This window comes from Halovivax gelatinilyticus (assembly GCF_024300625.1).
Taxonomy (GTDB): Archaea; Halobacteriota; Halobacteria; order Halobacteriales; family Natrialbaceae; genus Halovivax; species Halovivax gelatinilyticus.
The window spans coordinates 2,166,113-2,186,652 of record NZ_CP101322.1; the positions used below are offsets into that span (position 1 = coordinate 2,166,113).

Here is a 20,540-nt window from a genome sequence, read left to right on the forward strand (position 1 = left end):
GATGGCCGACGATAGCATCGCCGTCGTCGATCTGGATCGTTGCCAGCCCGACCGGTGTAACTACGAGTGTAAGAACTACTGTCCGCCCAACCGCACCGGAAAGGAGTGTATCACCCTCCGCGGCGAGGACGCAGACGAGGGCGGGCCCGACCAGATTCGCATCTCCGAAGAGATCTGTCTGGGCGAGACCTGCGGTATCTGCGTCGAGAAGTGTCCCTTCGACGCGATCGAGATCATCAACCTCCCGCAGGAATTGCAGGACGACCCGGCCCACCGCTACGGCGAGAACGCCTTCTCGCTGTACGGCCTGCCGGTTCCCCAGGAGGGGCAGGTCACCGGGATTCTGGGACCGAACGGGATCGGGAAGACGACGGCCGTCCGCGCGCTCGCCGGCGAACTCGAACCCAACCTCGGCCAGTACGCCGATCCGCCTGGCTGGGAGGCCGTCCTGGACGCCTACCGCGGAACGGAACTGCAAGACTACCTCGCCGACGTCCGCGACGGCGACGTGACGGTCTCGCGAAAACCGCAGTACGTCGATCAGATTCCCGAGCAGTTCGACGGCAACACGCGCGAACTCTTAGAACGAACCGACGAGCGCGGCGCGCTCGATTCGCTCGTCTCTCGGCTCTCGATCGGACCCGTGATGGACCAGTCGATCGGCGACCTCTCGGGCGGCGAACTCCAGCGAGTCGCGCTGGCCGCCGCGCTTGCTCGCGAAGCCGACTTCTACTTCCTAGACGAGATCACGCCCTACCTCGACATCGGCCAGCGGGTGACCGCGGCACGGCTGATCCGCGAACTCGCCGAAGAGGACGACAAGTCGATGCTGGTCGTCGAACACGACCTCGCAATCCTGGACTTGCTCTGTGACACCCTCCACGTCGCCTACGGTGAACCGGGCGCGTTCGGTGTCGTCACCGACCCCAAGTCGGTCAGAAACGGGATCAACGAGTACCTCGCGGGCTACCTCGAAAACGAGAACATGCGGATCCGCCCGGACCGCATCGAGTTCGAAGAACACGCGCCGCGATCCGAATCGCGCGGCGAGACGCTCGTCTCCTACCCCGGCGTGCGAAAGTCCTACGGCGAGGGCGAGTTCGCACTCGAGGTCGAGGGCGGCGAGATCAGACAGAACGAGGTGCTCGGAATCGTCGGACCCAACGGGATCGGGAAGTCGACGTTCGCAAAGTTACTCACCGGCAGCCTCGAACCCGACGCGGTCGGTTCTGACGACGAATTCGACCTGGACCTCTCGATCTCCTATAAGCCCCAGTACGTCACCATCGACCAGCCGATGCGCGTCGACGCCTTCCTCTCGTCGATCACCGACCAGTTCGGCTCGTCGTACTGGAACACGGAGATCGCAAACCCGCTCCAGCTCAATCGGATCATGGAGCAGAACCTCTCGGACCTCTCCGGCGGGGAGCGCCAGCGCGTCGCGATCGCGGCCTGTCTCTCCGATTCGGCCGATCTCTATCTCCTCGACGAGCCGTCGGCCCACCTAGACGTCGAACAGCGGGTGCAGGCCACCCGGGCGATTCGCCGCTACGCCGAAGCCCAGGACGCGACCGTCCTCGTCATCGACCACGACATCTACATGATCGATCTGCTGGCAGACCGGCTGATGGTCTTCGACGGCGAACCCGCCGTCTCTGGCCGCGCGGGCACACCCCAGTCGATGCGCGGCGGGATGAACGACTTCCTCTCGAATCTCGAGATTACGTTCCGCCGCGACGAGCGCACCTCGCGTCCGCGTATCAACAAACCCGATTCGCAGCTCGATCGCGAGCAAAAACGCGAAGGCGAGTACTACTACGCGCCGTGAGGGGTGCAGGCTAACTCATGCGGGACGTAACACTGTTTCAGGCCGCAACGACGATCGTCGGTACGTGGCTCGCCGCGATCGGACTCGGGAGCATCCTGATACACGGCATCGGACTTTTTCCGCTCCTGTTCGCGATTGGTGGATGTGGAATAATTCTCGGAGCCGGCTATACGGTCTTGCAGGGTACCGGATCAAACGATCGACCGGGAAGCGTTCCTGGTTGGCTGGCGGGTGTGCTCGCCGTACTCTCGCTTTTCGCTGCTGTACTCTATCTCAAGTATTGAATAGCCGCCCCGAACGTGTTCCCAATCGAATCGACTCTTTGCTGACCCGACGTTATTCGGCTTCCGTTCCACGAACCGCTTCGACGCGCTCTTGGCCGCGGTCTCGCCACTCTTCGATGCGTTTTTTCGTCGTGACGCGGCTCTCGCCGACGAACGCGCCGACGAGCGCCCCGAGAGCCGCGCCGGAACTTGCCGCGGAGCGGCTGAACAGGCCGCCGAGTCCGGCGCCGACGGCGGCACCGATGGCTGCATAGCGGGCTCGACTCAGTGCGAGGGTTAGGGTGTCTCGGACCATAGGGGGTCGTACGTCCGGAGCAGGGATAAGCGTACGGTTAGCTTATAGGTCCTGAAAGTGTCTCATTCGAGGATTGAACGGTGTTCGACAGTTCGGTCGTCGGTGGGTGTTCGGAGTCACCCGCGTCTCGCCAGGAGAGCGAGTCCGGCCAGTAGCAGTCCCAGACCCGGAAGCACGTAGGCGAGCACCCCGGCCGAGATCGCGAGTCCGCCGGTGGCACCGACGAGGGCGCCCGCGATCGCGAGCAGACAGCCCACGACGACGGCGGCGTACGCAGCGGGCCGAATCGGGACGACGTCGGTCCGGCCATCGAACTCGTCCACACGGACGCGGGGGTCGACGAGCTCCCACTCGGGAGTCGGCCGCACCGACAGGTCGAGGCGCGATCCCATCCGGGCGAACAGCGACCGCCCGACGTCGCCGGCGGAGGCCGACCACCAGGTAAACTCGCTCGTATCGTCGAGATCCGCCCGTTCGACGTAGACGGGTTCGCCGACGACGTGGTCGATCGAGGCCGCGTCGTAGCCGACGTCCTCGACGATCCGACAGAGTAAGAACGCCCGGGACCACGGAATCGGCTTGTCGAGTTCGAACGTGACCGGTCGGCCGTGGGGAAGGGCCACGTCGAGGCGGACGGTGTGCTCGTCGATTTCGGCCAGATCGGTGATACGTCCCTCGACGTACCCCTCGGGCGTCGTCATCACGTCGATCCGGCCGAGCTCGTCGGCGAGCGCGTCCGTCGCGCGCGTCGGATCGCCGTCGTTCCCCTCGCGGTCGCTGTTCACCGCCTCGTGATCGACGCTTCCGTCCCGGCCGCTGCTCGCTCGCTCGCGATCGTCTATCTCGATTTCGATGTCGTCTCGTTCGGTCACGATTTCCCCGTCTTCGAGGTCGGCTACGCGAGCGGCGCGTAAATCCTTGGCTCCGTCGGGCAGCGGAGTGTGCCCAGCCGAGCGATTCGGTCACACCTAACAAATCCAAGTGATTTTGTAGCCGGGCGGTCTGTGTGAGCGTATGTCCCCGGACGAGTCTGCGAACGCGCCCGCCATCGAGATGGACGGCCTCACGAAGCGGTACGGCGAGACGACGGCCGTCGCTGACGTGACGACGTCGATCGACGCCGGGACGGTTTACGGCTTTCTGGGGCCAAACGGCGCGGGAAAGACGACGACGATGAAGATGTTGACGACGCTGACGAAGCCGACCGAGGGAACGGCGCGCGTCGCGGGCCATCCGATCACCGACCGCAGTAGGGTTACCCCGCACATCGGCTACCTGCCCGAAGAGCCGCCGCTGTTCGACGAACTCTCCGGCCGCGAACAGCTCGAGTACGTCGCCGGCCTGCGCGAGCTTCCCGGCGACGCCGCCAGCGACCGAATCGAGTCGATGCTCGACCGGTTCGACCTCGCCGACGACGCCGACAAGCGCATCGCCGATTACTCGAAGGGGATGCGCCAGAAGGTCGGCGTCATCCAGGCCGTGCTTCACGAACCCGCCGTCGCCTTTCTCGACGAGCCGACGAGCGGCCTGGACCCGCGCGCCGCCCGGACGATGCGCGAGACGATCGCCGAACTCGCCGACCGGGAGATGACGATCATGCTCTCGACGCACATTCTGCCGGTCGTCGAGGAACTCGCAGACGAGGTGGGCGTGATCCACCGCGGGAAACTCGTCGCCGAGGGTCGGCCGGACGACCTCACCGCGCGCGCCGAAACCGGCGAAGGAAGCACCCTCGAAGACGCGTTCTTATCGATCACGCACGAACCGGAGACGGAAGCCGTCGCGGACGACTGACGCCACTCTGCGCAGACGGTTCGTCGAGACTCCGGGTCAATCGAGTTCGAACTCGTCGAACGCCTCGATCGCGTAGAGCACCGAGACGACCGGGGCGAGTAGGCCGACGACGAGCACCGCCCACGCCGCCGTACTCACCGACCCCGCGGAGACGGCCGTTTCCGGCCCCGGGGTGAACGATCCGATGGCGGTCGCCACGTCGGCGACGAGGTCGGCCGCCCCGTCTGTGTAGAGGAGTGCAGCCGAGCCGCCGGGAAGCGCGATCGCGAGGGTGTACGTGACGAACGCGGCCTTGCTCGGCATGACGGCCTCGCGCTTGCTCGTCAGCCTGACGCTGCCGAATCGGGGAAAGATCGCACCGAGTCCGGTCGCCAGCGCAGGGGTGACGACGGAACCGACGACGGTCGCGCCGACGAGGGCGGCCGTCGATTCGATCGAGAGCGGGCTGACGAACCCGGCCGTGACGCTGACGAGGAGCGCGATCGGAACCGAAATCACCGCGCTGGCGACGATCGTCCCGCCGACGGCCTGGCGACCGGATACCGGCGTCGTCAGGACGGCCGGGAGCGCCCGTCCGTAATCGCCGAGGACGTTCAGGGAGAACAGCGCGCCGGCGCCCCAGACGACGTACGCACAGAGGAGCACGGCGACGTAGGCCGGCAGCGTGCCGGCCTGGATGACCGTCTCGATGAAGAAAACCGAGCCGAACAGGGGGTAGGCGACGTACAGTAGCCGAACTGGGGCGCGCTTCGTCCGTCTAACGACGGTCACGGCGACGGTGCGCGTCGCCCGGTCGATCGACCCCGAGAGCAGGCGGTCGAGTCGGTTCGAGGAGCGAATCTCCGCCGCGTCGTCCGTTCGGGCCGGATCTGCGTACCAGTGGACGTTCGCCGAGGCGATCGACGCACCCACGGCGAGCGGAACGGCGACGGCGGTTCCGACGAGAGCGCCGACGATGGTGAGCGTCGACGGGGTGACCTCCGGCACCGCGAAGACGAGCAGTTCGCCCGGCCAGCCGGCGGGGCTGTCGCCGAGGTACTCGAAGAGCACGATCATCAGCGAGTCGAACCAACCCGCCGCGATCGCGCCGAAGTAGGCGACGCCGACGGCGACGAAGACGAGCGTTCGGTAGCGCGCGACGGGTTCGTAGGTCGTCAGCAGGTGGCGAATCCAGATCCCGACGAGAAAGCCCACCGGAATCGCAGAGAGCAGCACCAGCCCGAGGACGGCTAGCGCGACGACGAGCGGGACGACCGATCCCGCCCCGTAGGCGAACGCGCCGGCCAGGAGTGCGACCGGCGGGACGATCCAGATGGCAAAGAGCAGTAGTTCCGCGCCGAGGAGGCCGACGACGGTCGTCCCGGTCGTCGTCGACACCAGCGTGCACTCGGGCTGGTCGACGTCGGCGGTCTGCGTGACGGTCCGGATCCCGGCCATTACCGTCAGGCCGATCCACGCGACCGCGGTCGCGCCGGCCGCCGTCTCGGAGATGGAAAAGCCGGCGAGATCGGAGACCGCCCCGGCGGCGACCTCCTCGCCGACGGTCGGCATCGCGAGCAGGCCGATAAGCGTGATCGGCCCGAGCGCGAACACCGCGACGAGGCCCATCAGCGCGAGTTTCGTCCGATCGCCGAGAAAGATCCGAAGCGTCCGGCGCACCTCCGTCCGGGCGACGAGCGTCGCCGTCGCCGGGTTCATCGACGATCACCGGCGGTCGAACGCTCGTCTGGGAAACGGAGCACCATTTGTCAGGCCTGACACGTTCGGCGGTAAAAGGCGTTCGGATCGGCTGTCGCCGACGAACGGTTCGACGGGTCAGCGTTTCGGTGTCGGCATCTCCGATCGTCGTCACTCGCCGACTCAGCTGATCTGGCGCTGGCAGCTGCCACAGAGGTTCTCCTCTTTGATGTCGACCTCTCGGACCGTCGGCGAGAAGTTCATCACGCAGCGGTTGTTGTCGCAGTGTTCGAGCCCGCGGGTGTGGCCGATCTCGTGGACGATCTCCTTGCGGATGCGATCCTGGACGATCTCGCCCGCGCTCTTGTTCGAGAAGCCGCCGTCGGAGGTGGTCTGGAGCCGGTAGGTCGAGACGACGCTGCCGCTGCCGTCGAGGTAGGCGAGTCCGAAGACGTAGTTTCGTCGCCGGTAGAAGAGGTCGTTCGGCGTGATGGCGATATTTTTCTCGCCGCGGCCGACCCGTTCGGCGAGCTGGATGAAGTTCTCCGCGCTGTACTGGTTCCGGCCGGCGTCGTAGGCGCCGTTCGGGATCGACTGGGCGTCGCCGATGGTGACCTCGCAGCCGTAGACCGAACGCAGCGCCGACGAGGCGGCCCGCTTGACCGTCGCGGCCACCTCTCCGACCGGAACGATGTCGACGTGCATGACGACGGCTATGAGTGCGTGCGGCATAAACATCCCGCCGTGACCCGCACAGACCGCGTCGATCCGATCTTCATAGAGCGGCTCGCCCGATACGATCGCCTCGTCGAAGTGGGCATCGGCCGGCGCGTCGACCTCGCCGCGGCGCTCGTCGACGCGGGCGCTCGTGTCGTCGCGACCGACGTCTACGATCGGGCGGTCCCCGAGGGTGTCACGTTCGTCCGCGACGACGTGGTCGACCCCGATCCGTCCGTCTACGCCGACGCCGACGCGATCTACGCGCAGAATCTCCCTCCGGAGTTACACCGTCCGACCGCGGACCTCGCCGAGAGCGCGAACGCCGCTTTCCTGTTCACCACGCTCGGCGCCGATCAGCCGGCGATACCGGTCGAGCGAGTGACGATTGAAACCGGATCGCTGTACGTCCGATCGCGATCGTCCGGACCGAACCGGTAACCACGAGCGCTCTCTCTCTCTCTCTCTCTCTCTCGATCGGAGCCGGTCTCGACCGTGAAGCGTCGAGGACGAAACCGATCGGCGGGCTTTATTCCCCTCGGTCCGTCGGTTCACCTATGACTGATTCGCTTTCGGCCGACGCCGTCGTCCTTGACGTCGACGGCGTCCTCGTCGACGTGGCCGACTCCTACCGCCGGGCCGTCGTCGAGACGGTCGAACGCTGTCACGGTCGGACGGTCCCGCGAGCGCACTTACAGGCGTTCAAGGACGCCGGAGGATTCAACAACGACTGGGAGCTGACCTACGCCGTCGCGCTGTACGTCCTCGCCTCGGCCGAGGGTTACGACGCCTCGATCGAGTCGTTCACCGACGAAATCGCCGCCCAGGGCGGCGGACTCGACGCCGCGATCGCCGTCGTGAAAGACGGCGTCGGGGCTCGAGCGTACCGCCGTATCGAGGGTCGGTGGGATCGTGAGCAGCTCCGGGACGTCTTCCAGGCGCTGTATCTCGGAACGGATCTGTACCGCGCGATCGAAGGCGGCGAGCCGGCGATTCCGCCGGAGCCGGAACTGACGGCGGTCGAACCCGAGTCGGCTTCGGTGGGTGACGGGACGCGCGAGGTCGAGACCGATCTCCCGGGGTTCGTCCACGACGAACCGATCCTGTTGACGAGCGAAACCCGCGAGCGACTCGCGGAGCGATTCGCCCTCGGCATTCTCACCGGTCGCCCGGAGGCGGAAGCGGAGATCGCGCTCGGCCGCGTCGGACTGGGCGAGATTCCGACCGCCCACCGATTCACGATGGACGATTGGGATGAGGGAAAGCCACACCCCTACGCGCTCACGACGCTAGCCGAGCGCCTCGACGCCGAGACCGTCGTCTTCGTCGGCGACACGTTGGACGACGTTAGGACGGCGACGAACGCCGCCGAGGTCGATCCAAGCCGCGACTACCACGGCGTCGGGGTTCTCTCGGGCGGGCTCACCGGCGAAACCGGTCGAACGTTGTTCGCCGACGCCGGCGCGGCGGTGGTGTGTGAGTCGATCGACGACGTCCCCGATCTCCTCGAGTGAGGCTCGGACTGCTCGAGTGAGTACCGGATCGCCCGAAACACGGCGGCGTTTCACTTTCACTCCGGTTGGCCGAGTGATATATAGGGCGACGGTGAACCCGTGGCCATGAGTGTCAATCTCCACCAGCTGATCGAGGGCGCTGACGGTGCCTTCGAGGCGGACGGAGCTCGCGTCGACGCGGCGGTTTCGGCCGCCGTCAAGCCGGGCGAGCCGATCACCCTCGCGCTCAGTACGACCGGCCCGAACGCCCGGTCGCGCTCGATCACGGTCTCGCTTACCCGCTCGGAGGCGCGACTTCTCGGCGGTCGACTGGTCGAATCGACGCGGTGAACGGAGGTTGGGACCGACGCGGGGGTTTTAGCTCGTATTCGTCGTAGGGGTCGGTCCGATGAGTTCAGAGGATCCTCGGGCCGGAGCGCTTCCCGGTCTGCACGCGTCTCCCTGGCTGGCCGCGTCGGCCGAACCGTTCGAACCGCTCTCCGGGTCGACCTCGACCGAAGTGGCGATCGTCGGCGCCGGGATCGCCGGCCTCTCGACGGCCGCCGAGCTGGTTGACCGGGGCTACGACGTGGCCGTACTCGAACGCGACCGCGTCGGGTCTGGAATTACGGGGAAGTCGACGGCCAAGGTCACGAGTCAGCACGGGCTCGTCTACGCTCCCCTCTGTCAGGAGTTCGGACTGGAACGAGCGACGCAGTACGCGAGGGCGAATCAGCGAGCGATCGAGACGGTCGAAGAACGCGTCGACGCGCTCGACGTCGCCGAGGCCTGCGGTTTTCGCCGGCGACCGGCGTACGTCTACGGTGACGACCGGGGATCGATCGAGCGCGAGGTGGACGCGGCCGCTCGAATCGGGTTGCCCGCGTCGTTCGTCACGTCGGTTCCGCCGTACGAACCGGCCGATTGCGGCGTCAGGTTCGACGACCAGGCCTGCGTCGATCCGCGACGGTACGTCCACGCGCTCGCCGCATCCCTCGTCGAGGACGGCGGCTCCGTGTTCGAGCAAACGCGCGTCACCGGCGTCGATACCGGCGAGCACCCGAGCGTCGGGACCGAGCGCGGTCGGGTGTCCGCAGACCGCGTCGTCCTCACGACGGGATTTCCGATCGTCGACCGGCTGGGCCTGTTCGCCCGGCTCACGCCGAAACGATCGTACGTCCTCGCGCTCCGGATCGACGGCGAGCCGCCGGAGGGGATGTACTACCGTCCGGCCGAAGGTGCCAGCACGTATCGGTCGGTCCGGACGCACGAGGGGCCGGACGAGACGCTGGTACTCGTCGGCGGCGAGAACCACAAGACGGGACAGGGCGGTTCGACGCGCGAGCGATACCGGCGACTGGCGGCGTGGGCGCGCGACCGGTTCGACGTCCGCGAGGTCGCCTACCGGTGGTCGACGCAGGACTACGTCTCGGCCGACCGGGTTCCGCTCGTCGGTCCGGCCGGACCGGGGGCGCGAAACGTCTTCATCGCGACGGGATTCGGGGGCTGGGGGATGACTGGATCGACCGTCGCCGGGCGCCTGCTCGCGCGATTGATCGACGGCGAGGACCCCGAGATCGCGTCGCTGTACGATCCGCGCCGGTTCACGCCGCACGCGTCGATCGGCCGGGTCGCGGTGGAGAACGCGGACGCGGCGGGTCAGTTCGCCTCCGACTGGGTTCGAAGCCTTCTCGGATCGACCGACCCCGCCGTCGAACCCGGCGAGGGAACGGTCGTCCGACGCGGCGGCCGACCGATTGCCGTCTCGAGAGACGACTCTGGCTCCCTCCGGGCCGTGTCGGCCGTCTGCCCGCACGCCTACTGCGTCGTCGACTGGAACGACGGCGAGGAAACCTGGGACTGTCCCTGTCACGGCTCGCGATTCGGTCCGGACGGGCGGGTTCTCGAAGGCCCGGCGAGCGAGGATCTGTCCCGAACGGAGTTCGAAGGGTCGTGAGCGATCGGTCGTGCCGACGCCGAACGGTCAGTTTGAACTCCGTCGTGTCCGGTAGGCCGAGCAGTTTACGTCTGCTCGAACGCGACATAATTCGACGTCTGACGAATCGAATCTCTCCTCATCTGAGGCGAATCGGGCCGATTTCTCTCGGGCGTTGCGAACGTTCGTCGCGGTCTGTTGGCTCCTCACGGCGGCGTTCGTCATCGCCGTCTCGATGGTCGGCGTCTCGCGATTGCCGTCGGTTCCGGCGGCGGTGGTGGGACTTTCTGTGGCGTCGGTCATCCTCCTCTCGGCACTCGTCGCCGGCTTTCTCGAAAACGGCGGATACGAAGCTATCGGCGCCGACCCGAACGCGACGGCGAGATTTGGCTGGCTGGCCCTGCTGTATTTCCCGGTCGCGTTCGTTCCGACGCTCGTCGGACTCGACGCGTTCGGGCTCACACCAACCGTCGCGTTCGCGGTGGTTGTCGGCGCCGCGATCGGTGTCGCCGGCTGGCTCACCACGTTCGGCGGATTCGACAGGGTGGCGTTCGAAGAGCGCCACGTGGTCCACGCCGCGGGCGCGGCGGTCGTCTGCTTCGCCGTCGGATCGACGATCGGTCTACTCGTCGTTCCGGCTCAGTTCCAGACGCCGGCTTGGACGGGTATCGGGGCGATCGCGGCTCAGATTGTCGTCCTGTGGATCGGGCTCGGTGGCTACGTCGATCGCATTCGTGCGTGAGTCTTCCTGCGGTGACCCTACAAGAGTGGGCGGCGTGGAGACCAGTCATGACCGAAGCGTCGCTCGCGGCCGTCGAAGACGCGCTCGATCGTGCGACGGCGTTGCCGGCCGAAGACGCCGAGGCGCTCCTGCGGTCGGCGCGAGAGAATCTCGCAGAGGCCCGGACCCGCGAATCAGTCGACCGGGAGGCGGCCGATTACCTCGAAACCCGTCTCGAACAGCGGCTCCGAGAAATCGACGAGCGAGACGCCTACGACGCCGGGATGGGGGCGGCGATGGAACCCGACGACGAGGACGCCCCGTAGACGGACACCGCCTGCGCCTCGCCGACGCGGCCCACGGCCCACTGACGCCCACGACTCGCCGGCCACGTCTCCCGCGATAGCGGCGACGCCGGCCAGCTTCAATCGATTTATCCGGTGGCCGCCCGCACTCGACAGTATGCGAATCGCACTGCTCGGCGGCACGGGCGATATCGGAGAGGGGCTCGCGCTGCGGTGGGCCCGGGACACCGACCACGAGATTCTGATCGGCTCGCGCGATCCCGAGAAAGCGCGCGAGGCGGTCGAGACCTACGAGGACCGACTCGCCGACCACGGCGCGACGGGCGATCTGAAGGGCTTCGCCAACGAGATGGCCGCAGACCGCGCGGACGTCGTCGTCCTCTCGGTACCGCCGTACTACGCCGGCGACACCGTCGAGGCCGTCGCCGACCGGCTCGACGCCGAGACGATCCTCGTCACGCCGGCGGTCGGGATGAAAGGCGACGAGGACGGTATGCACTACCACCCGCCGGGCGCGGGCAGCGTCACGGCGCTCGTCGCCCAGCGCGCCCCCGACGAGGTTCCCGTCGTCGGCGCGTTCCACAACCTCGCCGCCGGCAAGCTCGCAGCCATCGACGTCGAAATCGACCTCGACACCCTGATCGTCGGCGACGACGCCGACGCGAAGCGGACGGTCACCCAGCTCGCCGAATCCATCGAGGGGCTTCGTGCGCTCGACGCCGGCCCGATCGCGAACGCGGCCGAAGTCGAGAGCGTCACGCCGCTCGTCATCAACATCGCGAAGTACAACGACGACCTCAGCGACGTCGGCGCGAAGTGGATCTAGCGGGATCTGCGTTTCGAAACGGACGATTGAAGGCTCGACGCTGGGGAGCGTCGGCTCCTCGGCTCCGAGGTTTCGCCCGAAAAGGGGTGGACTTCGGTCAGGCGCCCGCGGACTCCAGGGCGTCTTCGATGTCCTCGCGCTGGGTGACGCCGACGAACCGTTCGACGATCCCGTCTTCGTTCTCGATGACGAGCGTCGGGAGCGATCGGACCTGGTACTCGTTGGCGACGTCCTGGGCCTCGTCGACGTTGATCTTCTCGACGTCGAAGCGACCGTCCCAGTCTTCTTCTATCTCCTCTAAGATCGGATCCTGGGTCTTACAGGGGCCACACCAGTCCGCGTAGAAATCTTTGAGCGTGACAGTCATATCCTCTACCTGGGTTTCCGGCCGGTCGCGCATAAGAGTTTCCCAGTGGTCGTCTTCCTGCCGATACCCCGGACGTCGACGGCGGGCTCGAATCGACGATCGGAGACCAAATTCCATCGTCGAGGCGCGCCCGTGTTGGTCGATTCCGCCGCGGTAGCGCCGGCGTCTCCCCGACGCAGTTCAGACCGCGGAGAGGCGAATCACTATGATGGTTGGGCCACACTGGGTGAGCGTGGACGAACTCGATCCGCACGACGCGTTCGCCAAACTGGCCGACGAGACGCGGGTCGATATCCTCCGAGCGGTCGCCGAAGCGGAGCGCGAGGGCGAACTCGACGAGGCCACGCCGCGGCTATCGTTCAAGGCGCTGTACGACCGCGTCGACGTCTCGAACAGCTCCCGCTTCGCGTACCACCTCGATCAACTCACAGGGACGTTTTTACACAAGAACGAGGACGGATACGCGTTCACGTGGGCCGGCGAGCGTATCGTACGGACGATCCTCGCTGGCGGCTACGGAACGGAAATCGCGTTCGATCCGGTCGCCCTCGACGGTCCCTGTCCGGCCTGCGGGGCGTCGACGCTACGGGCCGGTCCAGAGACGACGACAATCTGCGTTCGCTGTCGGTCGTGCGAAGGAGCGATCGCGTCGTATCCACTGACGCCAGGCCTGGCCGCGAATCGCGATCCGGCGGCGCTCGTCAGTGCGGCGGAGCGACGGATTCGGTCGTCGTACGACGACATCTTCGCCGGCGACTGTCCGAAGTGCGGCGGGCGGTTGCGGCGTTCGATTCGCGACGCTGAACCGCTTCCGGGTGATCCGTACCTCTCCGTCAGTCGGTGTCGCGAGTGTCTGGCACCGTACGGGTTACCCGTCTCGTTCTGGGCGCTCTCGCACCCGGCGACCGTCGCGTTCTACTGGACGCACGACGTCGACATCCGGTCGACGCCGTTTTGGGAACTCATCGCGTACCTCGCCGACGGTCGATGGACCGTCGAGGGAATCGAGGGTGGGTCCGCCTATCGGATCACGCTCCGTGAGGCGGACGATGAACTCCACCTCGCACTCGATGCTGACCTCACCGTCACGGACGTCACTCGCCTGACGAGCGAAACGTGATTCGCGATCCGCGCGCGACCCTGTCGACCGCTCGTTCGCCGAAAAAATCAATGTCACAACTCAAACGACGTTGAGCCGCGCGCCGTTTTCGGACCTGCACCCGCCCGCTCGACTCGTCGATCACCCCTCCTGGCTCAACCGCGCTTGTGTTCCGAATCGAACATATGTTATTTTTCCAACAACACTTATGTGGCACCCTCTCGGTCGACCAACTGCTCGGACACGCCGGGCGAGTAACAGATGACGGCCATACAAACGCACGGACTGACGAAATGCTACGGAGACGTAACGGCGATAGCGGACGTCGACCTGACGGTCGAGTCCGGGGAGGTGTTCGGCTTCCTCGGTCCGAACGGGGCGGGGAAGTCGACGACGATCGACGTCCTGCTCGACTTCGTTCGACCGACGTCGGGCCGAGCCGAGGTACTTGGATTCGACGCCCAGCGCGAGTCCGACGCGATCGGTCATCGAATCGGTGTCCTCCCCGACGGCTTCTCCCTCTACGAGCGCCTCAGCGGGGTCCGCCACGTCTCGTTCGCGATCGAGACCGCGGGTGCAGACGACGATCCGTACGCCCTCTGCGAGCGGGTCGGACTCGATCGTTCGGACGCCGAACGCCCGACCGGTGGGTACTCGAAGGGGATGACGCAGCGACTCGCGACGGCGATGGCGCTCGCCGGCGATCCGGAGCTGCTCGTCATGGACGAACCGACGAGCGGCCTCGATCCAGCCGGCATCCGCGAGATGCAAGCGCTCGTCCGGGAGGAGGCCGATCGCGGGACGACCGTCTTCTTCTCGAGTCACGTCCTCGCCCACGTCGAGCGCGTCTGTGATCGCGTCGGCGTTCTCCACGACGGCCGGCTGATCGCCGTCGACACGATCGACGGCCTGGACGAGGCGCTCGGCGGCGGCGCGACGGTGACCGTAGAACTCGCCGAGCCGATGGCGGAGGTGCTCGAGACGCTTCGGGCCGTCGACGGGGTCGCCGACGTCGCGGTCAGCGGTCCAGTCGTCGAAGCGACGTGTCGAGTGCCACGAGCCAAGGCCGACACCATCCTCGCCCTCGAGGAGGCGGGAGCGACCGTCCGCGACGTCTCGATCGAGGAGACCTCGCTCGAATCGCTGTTCGCGACGTTGACCGAAACGGGCGGGTTCGAGCGCCGGCCCGGGAGCGACGGTTCGACGGCGGCCCGGACCGGCGATCGACGGAACGGCAACTCGACCGCCGTCGTCGAACCGGCGGTGAATTCGTGAGTCCCGATACGCCGGAATCGGTGGCGCGGTCCGGGACGGATCGCCCGTCCAGGGCGCGATTCGGGATGATCCTGGCCGTCGCCCGCAAGGACATCGAGGACGTCGCGCGGTCGCGAATGCTCCTCGCCATGGTGGCGCTCCTCGTCGGATTCGTGACCGTCCTCTACGCGGCGTTCGGCCTGATCGCCGACGACGGAACCGCCGGCGAAACCCTCGCCTGGCTGGCCCTTCCGATGCAGACGATCCTCGGAATCGCCGCGCTCGTCGTCGGCTACCTGGCCATCGTCGGCGAGCGGCGCTCGGGGAGCATCAAACTACTTCTGGGACTGGCGCCGTCGCGACGCGACGTCGTCCTCGGGACGCTTTTGGGGCGCAGCGCGATCGTCGTCGCGGCCCTAACGCCGGCCGCCGTCCTCGCGGGCGCGCTGAGCCTCGCCCTCTTCGGGTCCCTTCCGGTCCGCGCCTGGCTCGTACTGACGGGCGCGACGATTCTCTTCGGATTCGCGTTCGTCGGCCTGGCCGTCGGCGTCTCGGCGGCCGTCGCGACTCGCGGTCGGGCGATGGCGATCGTCGTCGGCCTCTTCGCGACGTTCGTCGCGCTCTGGGAGCTCGTCGTCGCCGGACCGTACTACCTCATTCACGGCGAGACGCCGCCGATCGAGGCGGAGGGGTGGTACCTCTTCGTCGACGGACTCAACCCGATCGCCGCCTACGCCGGAATCGCCAATCGGGCAGTATCCGGCGACGCCTGGCCGCTCCAGTTCGGCTACGGTCTTCGCGAGCCGGAGGCGCTCACGACGCCGTCGACGGAGCGGTACGTCGGCGAGGCGCCGTTTTACCTCCAGGAGTGGTTCGGCGTCGCCGTCTTGCTCGCGTGGTTCGTCGTTCCGCTAGCGCTCGGCTACGTTCGGTTCCAGCGGACCGACCTATAGGTCGACGTTCGGTTCGGGCGAACTCGACTCGGCGTTCACAGCCGTAACATCTGGGCGTGGCGCGTCTCGCCGACATCCAGGACGTGGGCCTCGTCGACGACGCCGACCTCGATCGCGAGGTCGACTGATCGGGTACCGACGATGTTTGCGACGTCTGCCCGCGCGAGCGCGTCGCGGACGGCGTCGGCTTCGACCGTCTCGGTGCCGTAGAACTCCTCGGTCACGGTGAGCGAGACCGCGCCGTCCTCGAACGTCTCGCCGAGCACGTCGGCGTCGCAGACGGCGACCAGCAGGCCCTTTTCGGTCTCGCGTTCGGTGAGGATCATTCGAGGTGCGCCCGCTCGTGTTCTTCGATGAACTCCTGTTCGGCTTGCGCTCTGAGTTCGTCCGCCTCCTCCGCGACGCGCTCGGCCTCGGCGTCTTCGCCCAGTTCCTCCAGGATGCGCGCCTTCTCGTCCAAGACGAGCGAGTTGCGCATGCCCAGCCGGATCGCGTTGTCGATACACCGAAGCGCGTCCTCGACGAGACCGCGCTCTGAGAGCAAGAACGCCCGGTTGTACCACCCTTCGGCGAAGCGCGGGTCGCGCTCGACGGCGCGCTCTGCGTGCTCGAGCGCCTGTGCGGTCTCGCCGTACTCCCAGAGGGCGAACGCGAGGTTGCTCTCGGCCGTCGCGGCGTGCTCGCCGGCCGAGCGCGTGTTCCCCGTCTCCTCCGGGCTGGTCTCGATCTCGATCCCGTCGGCGACGTGGATCGCCTCGCGATACGCACCGATCGCTTCGTCCCACTCTTCGAGTTCCGCGTGGGCGACGCCTTTGTTCGTCCAGGCCTCCTGGACGAGCCGGTCGTCTTCGGCGTACTGGGCGGTGCGCTCGAACGCCTCGGTGGCCTGCTCGAACCGGTTGATCTGCATGTAGTTTAGGCCCACGTCGAGGAGCGTCTCGGCGTCGACGTCGTCGCTCGCGATCTGGCGGTCGTCGAGCATGTCGGCGACTACCCGCGAGTCGACCGGGTCCACTTTCCCCGGATCGACGTCCAGCTCGGGCGGATCCAGGTCGAACTCGTCGTAGGGGTCGTCGAAGCCGGCCCCTTCCGAGAACCGGTGGGGGTCGTCACCCTCGTCAGTCATCGATATAGGGTAGTTCCCCGCGCGGGTTAAGGCCTGCGACACCGGGCTGGCGCCGGTTCGACGGGGAACTGTACCCTCACCAGTGCGACGTCGCCCCAGCGGAGGCTTCGACTGACCCCGACGCGCCCCGTTCGATCCCACGGGTTCAAGCGACCCGCAGTCGAATCACACCGTATGCGTTCGTTCGTCAGCGTCGACCTGCCGGCGTCGTTCGCCGATCGGGTCGCCGACGTGCAGTCCGCCTTCGCGGACGCGTCGGGACTTTCGTTCACCGATCCCGGACAGGCGCACGTGACGCTCACCTTCCTCGGAGACGTCGATCCCGACCGACGCACAGCCCTCGAGTCGGAACTCGCGACGGCGGTCGAGAACGCCGGCGTCTCGCCGTTTTCGGTCACCTACGGCGGGCTGGGCGTCTTTCCGGACCTTTCGTACGTTTCGGTGATCTGGCTCGGCGTCCTCGACGGTGGCGACGAACTCACTCACCTCCACGAGGCTGTCGAACGGCGGACGACGGCGATGGGCTTCGAGGCCGATTCGCACGAGTTCACCCCACACGTCACGCTCGCCCGGATGGAACACGCCGGGGGGAAGGACCTGGTCCAGGAGCTGGTGACCGACTGGCCCGCCTCGGCCGAGACGGCCGCGATGGATCCGGCGATTCGTCACACCGACGAGGGGCCGATCGTCGGCGAGACGACCGTCGAGGAGATACGCCTGACCGAGAGTACGCTCGGACCTGACGGTCCGACGTACGAGACCGTTACTCGTTTCCCGCTCGAGTAGGGGGCATGGTCTCCACGGACGTGCCCTCGCGGGACCGGATTCTCCCGCCGTCCGGGTCCTCGCGGAGACTGGGTCCTCGTAACGACAGTCCGGACTCGTCGAACTCGCCTCGTCTCTGACCGCCGCGTAATCGATCGATAGTGGACAGAACAGTTCGCGTATTCTGACGGTTCGGCCCCCGAGGCCGTCGTAATCCGGTCGTACACCGGTGAGAGTAATGACCGTCGCCGGCGTGGATTGGCGGACATGTCCGGCGGACCCGACGGTGGAGAGGCGGGCGATGCGGTCGCGTCGGCGAACCAGTCCGCCGACCGGACGAGACGGCGTTGCTCGCGACGAACCGTTCTCCTGGCCGCCGGGGGCACGGCCGCGTTCGCCACGCCGGTGTTCGGCTCCGCGCGCTCGTCCGGCGAGTCGGCGACGGCTCACGTCGTCGTCCATCCGGGACCGACCCCGCTGTACGCGCGACTGGTCGACGGGCCGGTCGGGCTCGCCAGTCCGTGGACGACCGTCCACGCGGCGGCTGCGGCGGCCGTCGAAGACGCCCTCGAGCAGGTTGCTGAGCACGCAGAACGGACCGGACGCGACCGATTCACCGTGGCCGTCGAACGCGGCGACCCGGTCGGCGCCCCGCTCAGCGTCTTCTCACCGCTCGACGCCCTGGTCCCGGCCGACCGGATCTACGAGCGGTTCCGCGAGGTCGTCGAATCGGGTCGGGACGCCGCCGACGCCCGCTGTCACCTGCTGTTGTGGTGGAGTCCGCTCGACGTCGACCTCGGCTACGGCCGAACGGTTCCCGGTAACGGCCGCGTCGGACCCGACGGCGACACTGGCGGACTGACGGTAGCCAACATCGGGGCGACCGAACTCTGGGACGGGCGGGCCGTCACCCGAAACATGGCGATTCACGAGGTGTTACACACCTACCTCGAGTCGGGGATCGTCGCGTCGATCACCGGCTCCGGCTGCGATCACTCCCTCGGTCGCGTCGTCGAGACTGCCGCCGGCGTGCGCGAGGTGACGCCGATGGCGACCGCGTACGCGGGCGGCTCCGCGCCGTTCGGATCGAACGGCGACGTCGAGGACTGGTCCGGCGCGACGGCCGGAATCTCGGCGGGGCTCGTCGACTCCGGCGACGGCGATACCCGGTTCCAGGGCCGGGGCTGCGGCGACCACGACTCGTTCGTTCGTCACGACGGCACCGACGGCGTCTCGACGTGGACGCACACGACGGCGCTCAGCGAGGAGACGAAAGAGGCCGTCTGTCGGTACGCCGAGCGATCGCTTCGATAACGCCGAATCACCGACCGCACGCGGGATGGACAAGCCTTTAAGGACGGGTGGGTTACTCCCGGCCACTATGGGTAAGAAGTCCAAGGGCAAGAAAAAGCGCCTGGCGAAACTTGCGAACCAGAACACGCGAGTGCCGGCGTGGGTAATGCTCAAAACCGACATGAACGTCCAGCGAAACCCGAAGCGACGCAACTGGCGGCGCAACGATACTGACGAATAATGAGCGCAAGTGACTTCGAAGAGCGGGTCGTAACCGTCCCGCTCCGCGACGTGAAAGCCGCACCGAACCACGAAGCCGCCGACCGCGCGATGTCGATCGTTCGCGCACACCTCGCAAAGCACTTCAAGGTCGACGAGGACGTCGTTCGACTCGATCCCTCGATCAACGAGGAGATCTGGGCGAACGGTCGCGCGAATCCGCCGCGGAAACTCCGCGTCCGCGCGGCGCGCTTCGACGAGGCGGGCGAACCGGTTGTCGAAGCCGAGTTCGCCGAGTAACTTGCTCCGCGCCTCCTTCGCCGGCTCCGCGTACGTCGGCGTCTTCGCGTGTGCGACGGATAGCACCCTGCTCGTCAGACCGGACGCCGACGACGATCGGATCGAGGCGATCGCCGACGAACTCAGCGTGCGCGCCGTTCCGACGACCGTCGGCGGTGCCAGCACGGTCGGCGTCCTGGCGACCGGCAACGAGAACGGACTGCTGGTCAGCGACCGCCTCTACGACTACGAGCGCGACCGACTCACCGAGGCGACCGACGTCGCCATCGGCGAACTTCCCGGGGCCATCAACGCCGCGGGAACGGTCGTTCTCGCGAACGACCACGGCGCGTACGTCCACCCGGACCTCACGCGCGAGGCGGTTCAGGTCGTCGAAGAGACGCTCGACGTTCCCGTTACGCGCGGGGACCTCGCGGGCGTTCGAACCGTCGGAACGGCCGCCGTCGCCACCAACGAAGGGGTCCTCTGTCACCCGAAGGCGACCGACGAGGAGCTCGACGTTCTCGAGGAGGCGCTCTCGGTCCGCGCCGATGTCGGCACGATCAACTACGGCGCGCCGCTGGTCGGCTCGGGCCTGCTCGCGAACGACGCTGGCTACGTCGTCGGCGAGGACACCACCGGCCCCGAACTCGGTCGGATCGAAGACGCCCTCGGCTATCTGGAGTGATCGACGGGGACGAATGTCGGCCGGCTCCGAGACGAACGGACACTCGGAAGGGAACATTCTTCCGCCTGCCTGCCGGAACTGGTGATATGAACGACGCAGTGGCAACCGACTCGACGCGCGCCGCAGTGACTGTCACGCACACGGCTTCGAAGGTGAGCAACCGATGAGCGGCGGACAACAGCAACTGCAGGCGCTCTCACAGGAGCTCCAGCAGATCCAGGAGACGATCGCCAGCCTCGAGGAGACCATCGAAGGAATCCGGACCGAACAGTCCTCGATCGACGACGCGATCACCGCCGTCGAGGCGCTCGAAACCGACTCGACGGTCCAGGTTCCACTCGGCGGCGGCGCGTACGTCCGCGCGACGGTCGAGGACGTAGACGAGGTCCTCGTCTCGCTCGGTGCCGACTACGCGGCCGAGTTCGGACGCGAACGCGCGGTCGAAACCCTAGAGAACAAACGGACGCGCCTCGACGAGCGAATCGAGGAGGTAAACGACCGGATCGCCGATCTCGAAGCCGAGAGTTCGCAACTCGAACAGCAGGCCCAGCAACTCCAGCAGCAGGCGCTCCAGCAGCAGATGGGCGCCATGGGCGGGCAATCGGAGCCCGACGAGTGACG

25 protein-coding genes are annotated in these 20,540 nt (G+C 67.0%); 18 read left to right on the top strand and 7 right to left on the bottom strand.

Annotated features, from left to right (window positions below; genetic code table 11):
- Position 1 precedes the first annotated feature (1 nt).
- The gene (locus NKH31_RS10160) at positions 2-1,828 is read left to right on the top strand and encodes a ribosome biogenesis/translation initiation ATPase RLI (RefSeq protein ID WP_254861682.1); all 1,827 of its coding nucleotides are present in this window, start codon (positions 2-4) and stop codon (positions 1,826-1,828) included.
- A gap of 336 nt (positions 1,829-2,164) precedes the next feature.
- On the opposite strand, the gene NKH31_RS10165 is transcribed toward NKH31_RS10160, so the two are convergent.
- Both NKH31_RS10165 and NKH31_RS10170 read right to left on the bottom strand, forming a co-directional pair.
- Positions 2,165-2,407: a YMGG-like glycine zipper-containing protein gene (locus tag NKH31_RS10165; RefSeq protein ID WP_254861683.1), complete on the bottom strand. Its 243-nt coding sequence runs from the start codon at positions 2,405-2,407 to the stop codon at positions 2,165-2,167.
- 116 nt (positions 2,408-2,523) lie between these two features.
- Complete coding sequence (locus tag NKH31_RS10170; protein WP_254861684.1) at positions 2,524-3,279, bottom strand: hypothetical protein; 756 nt, start codon at positions 3,277-3,279, stop codon at positions 2,524-2,526.
- Between the two features lie 142 nt (positions 3,280-3,421).
- Here NKH31_RS10170 and NKH31_RS10175 point away from each other — a divergent pair, with 142 nt between their 5' ends.
- On the top strand, positions 3,422-4,201 hold the full coding sequence (locus tag NKH31_RS10175; RefSeq protein WP_254861685.1) for an ABC transporter ATP-binding protein: 780 nt from the start codon (positions 3,422-3,424) through the stop codon (positions 4,199-4,201).
- Positions 4,202-4,237: 36 nt separating this feature from the next.
- Here the strand turns inward: NKH31_RS10175 and NKH31_RS10180 are convergent, their stop codons facing one another.
- On the bottom strand, positions 4,238-5,899 hold the full coding sequence (locus NKH31_RS10180; RefSeq protein WP_254861686.1) for a hypothetical protein: 1,662 nt from the start codon (positions 5,897-5,899) through the stop codon (positions 4,238-4,240).
- 162 nt (positions 5,900-6,061) lie between these two features.
- Positions 6,062-6,583, bottom strand: a complete 522-nt coding sequence (locus NKH31_RS10185; RefSeq protein WP_254861687.1) for an archaemetzincin family Zn-dependent metalloprotease — start codon at positions 6,581-6,583, stop codon at positions 6,062-6,064.
- A 39-nt stretch (positions 6,584-6,622) separates the two neighbouring features.
- Between NKH31_RS10185 and NKH31_RS10190 the strand changes: the two genes are divergently transcribed.
- From NKH31_RS10190 to npdG, 7 genes are all read left to right on the top strand, one after another.
- Positions 6,623-7,036, top strand: a complete 414-nt coding sequence (locus NKH31_RS10190; RefSeq protein WP_254861688.1) for a UPF0146 family protein — start codon at positions 6,623-6,625, stop codon at positions 7,034-7,036.
- A gap of 116 nt (positions 7,037-7,152) precedes the next feature.
- Positions 7,153-8,109, top strand: coding sequence for a TIGR01548 family HAD-type hydrolase (locus NKH31_RS10195; protein ID WP_254861689.1), 957 nt, complete (start codon positions 7,153-7,155; stop codon positions 8,107-8,109).
- Positions 8,110-8,214: 105 nt separating this feature from the next.
- The gene (locus NKH31_RS10200; RefSeq protein ID WP_254861690.1) at positions 8,215-8,439 is read left to right on the top strand and encodes a hypothetical protein; all 225 of its coding nucleotides are present in this window, start codon (positions 8,215-8,217) and stop codon (positions 8,437-8,439) included.
- Between the two features lie 58 nt (positions 8,440-8,497).
- Positions 8,498-10,045, top strand: coding sequence for an FAD-dependent oxidoreductase (locus NKH31_RS10205; RefSeq protein ID WP_254861691.1), 1,548 nt, complete (start codon positions 8,498-8,500; stop codon positions 10,043-10,045).
- Positions 10,046-10,199: 154 nt separating this feature from the next.
- On the top strand, positions 10,200-10,766 hold the full coding sequence (locus NKH31_RS10210; protein ID WP_254861692.1) for a hypothetical protein: 567 nt from the start codon (positions 10,200-10,202) through the stop codon (positions 10,764-10,766).
- Positions 10,767-10,813: 47 nt separating this feature from the next.
- Complete coding sequence (locus NKH31_RS10215; RefSeq protein ID WP_254861693.1) at positions 10,814-11,071, top strand: hypothetical protein; 258 nt, start codon at positions 10,814-10,816, stop codon at positions 11,069-11,071.
- 136 nt (positions 11,072-11,207) lie between these two features.
- Entirely contained in the window at positions 11,208-11,876 is a 669-nt protein-coding gene (gene npdG / locus NKH31_RS10220) for an NADPH-dependent F420 reductase (RefSeq protein ID WP_254861694.1), read from the top strand.
- A gap of 97 nt (positions 11,877-11,973) precedes the next feature.
- On the opposite strand, the gene NKH31_RS10225 is transcribed toward npdG, so the two are convergent.
- Positions 11,974-12,276, bottom strand: coding sequence for a thioredoxin family protein (locus tag NKH31_RS10225; protein WP_256547884.1), 303 nt, complete (start codon positions 12,274-12,276; stop codon positions 11,974-11,976).
- 172 nt (positions 12,277-12,448) lie between these two features.
- Here NKH31_RS10225 and NKH31_RS10230 point away from each other — a divergent pair, with 172 nt between their 5' ends.
- The 3 genes from NKH31_RS10230 to NKH31_RS10240 all read left to right on the top strand — a co-directional run bounded on the left by NKH31_RS10230 (position 12,449) and on the right by NKH31_RS10240 (position 15,549).
- On the top strand, positions 12,449-13,363 hold the full coding sequence (locus NKH31_RS10230; protein WP_254861696.1) for a DUF7351 domain-containing protein: 915 nt from the start codon (positions 12,449-12,451) through the stop codon (positions 13,361-13,363).
- 240 nt (positions 13,364-13,603) lie between these two features.
- Positions 13,604-14,617: an ABC transporter ATP-binding protein gene (locus NKH31_RS10235; RefSeq protein WP_254861697.1), complete on the top strand. Its 1,014-nt coding sequence runs from the start codon at positions 13,604-13,606 to the stop codon at positions 14,615-14,617.
- Positions 14,614-15,549 (top strand): ABC transporter permease subunit, encoded by a 936-nt coding sequence (locus NKH31_RS10240; protein ID WP_343217278.1) that lies wholly within the window; start codon positions 14,614-14,616, stop codon positions 15,547-15,549. Before NKH31_RS10235 ends, NKH31_RS10240 begins: the two co-directional genes overlap by 4 nt.
- Positions 15,550-15,584: 35 nt before the next feature.
- Here NKH31_RS10240 and NKH31_RS10245 read toward each other — a convergent pair whose 3' ends face one another.
- Both NKH31_RS10245 and NKH31_RS10250 read right to left on the bottom strand, forming a co-directional pair.
- Positions 15,585-15,875: a DUF424 domain-containing protein gene (locus tag NKH31_RS10245; protein ID WP_254861698.1), complete on the bottom strand. Its 291-nt coding sequence runs from the start codon at positions 15,873-15,875 to the stop codon at positions 15,585-15,587.
- Positions 15,872-16,675, bottom strand: coding sequence for a tetratricopeptide repeat protein (locus tag NKH31_RS10250; protein ID WP_254861699.1), 804 nt, complete (start codon positions 16,673-16,675; stop codon positions 15,872-15,874). Before NKH31_RS10250 ends, NKH31_RS10245 begins: the two co-directional genes overlap by 4 nt.
- A 174-nt stretch (positions 16,676-16,849) precedes the next feature.
- Between NKH31_RS10250 and thpR the strand changes: the two genes are divergently transcribed.
- The 6 genes from thpR to pfdA all read left to right on the top strand — a co-directional run bounded on the left by thpR (position 16,850) and on the right by pfdA (position 20,538).
- On the top strand, positions 16,850-17,461 hold the full coding sequence (gene thpR, locus NKH31_RS10255; protein WP_254861700.1) for an RNA 2',3'-cyclic phosphodiesterase: 612 nt from the start codon (positions 16,850-16,852) through the stop codon (positions 17,459-17,461).
- A 246-nt stretch (positions 17,462-17,707) separates the two neighbouring features.
- On the top strand, positions 17,708-18,754 hold the full coding sequence (locus tag NKH31_RS10260) for a hypothetical protein (RefSeq protein ID WP_254861701.1): 1,047 nt from the start codon (positions 17,708-17,710) through the stop codon (positions 18,752-18,754).
- Positions 18,755-18,821: 67 nt separating this feature from the next.
- Complete coding sequence (locus NKH31_RS10265; protein ID WP_254861702.1) at positions 18,822-18,974, top strand: 50S ribosomal protein L39e; 153 nt, start codon at positions 18,822-18,824, stop codon at positions 18,972-18,974.
- The gene (locus NKH31_RS10270) at positions 18,974-19,252 is read left to right on the top strand and encodes a 50S ribosomal protein L31e (RefSeq protein WP_254861703.1); all 279 of its coding nucleotides are present in this window, start codon (positions 18,974-18,976) and stop codon (positions 19,250-19,252) included. The genes NKH31_RS10265 and NKH31_RS10270 overlap by 1 nt, the downstream gene beginning before the upstream one ends.
- Before the next feature lies 1 nt (position 19,253).
- Positions 19,254-19,919: a translation initiation factor IF-6 gene (locus tag NKH31_RS10275; RefSeq protein WP_254861704.1), complete on the top strand. Its 666-nt coding sequence runs from the start codon at positions 19,254-19,256 to the stop codon at positions 19,917-19,919.
- 163 nt (positions 19,920-20,082) lie between these two features.
- A complete protein-coding gene (gene pfdA, locus NKH31_RS10280; protein ID WP_254861705.1) occupies positions 20,083-20,538 on the top strand; it encodes a prefoldin subunit alpha in 456 nt (151 codons plus the stop codon).
- The last annotated feature ends 2 nt before the right edge of the window (positions 20,539-20,540 follow it).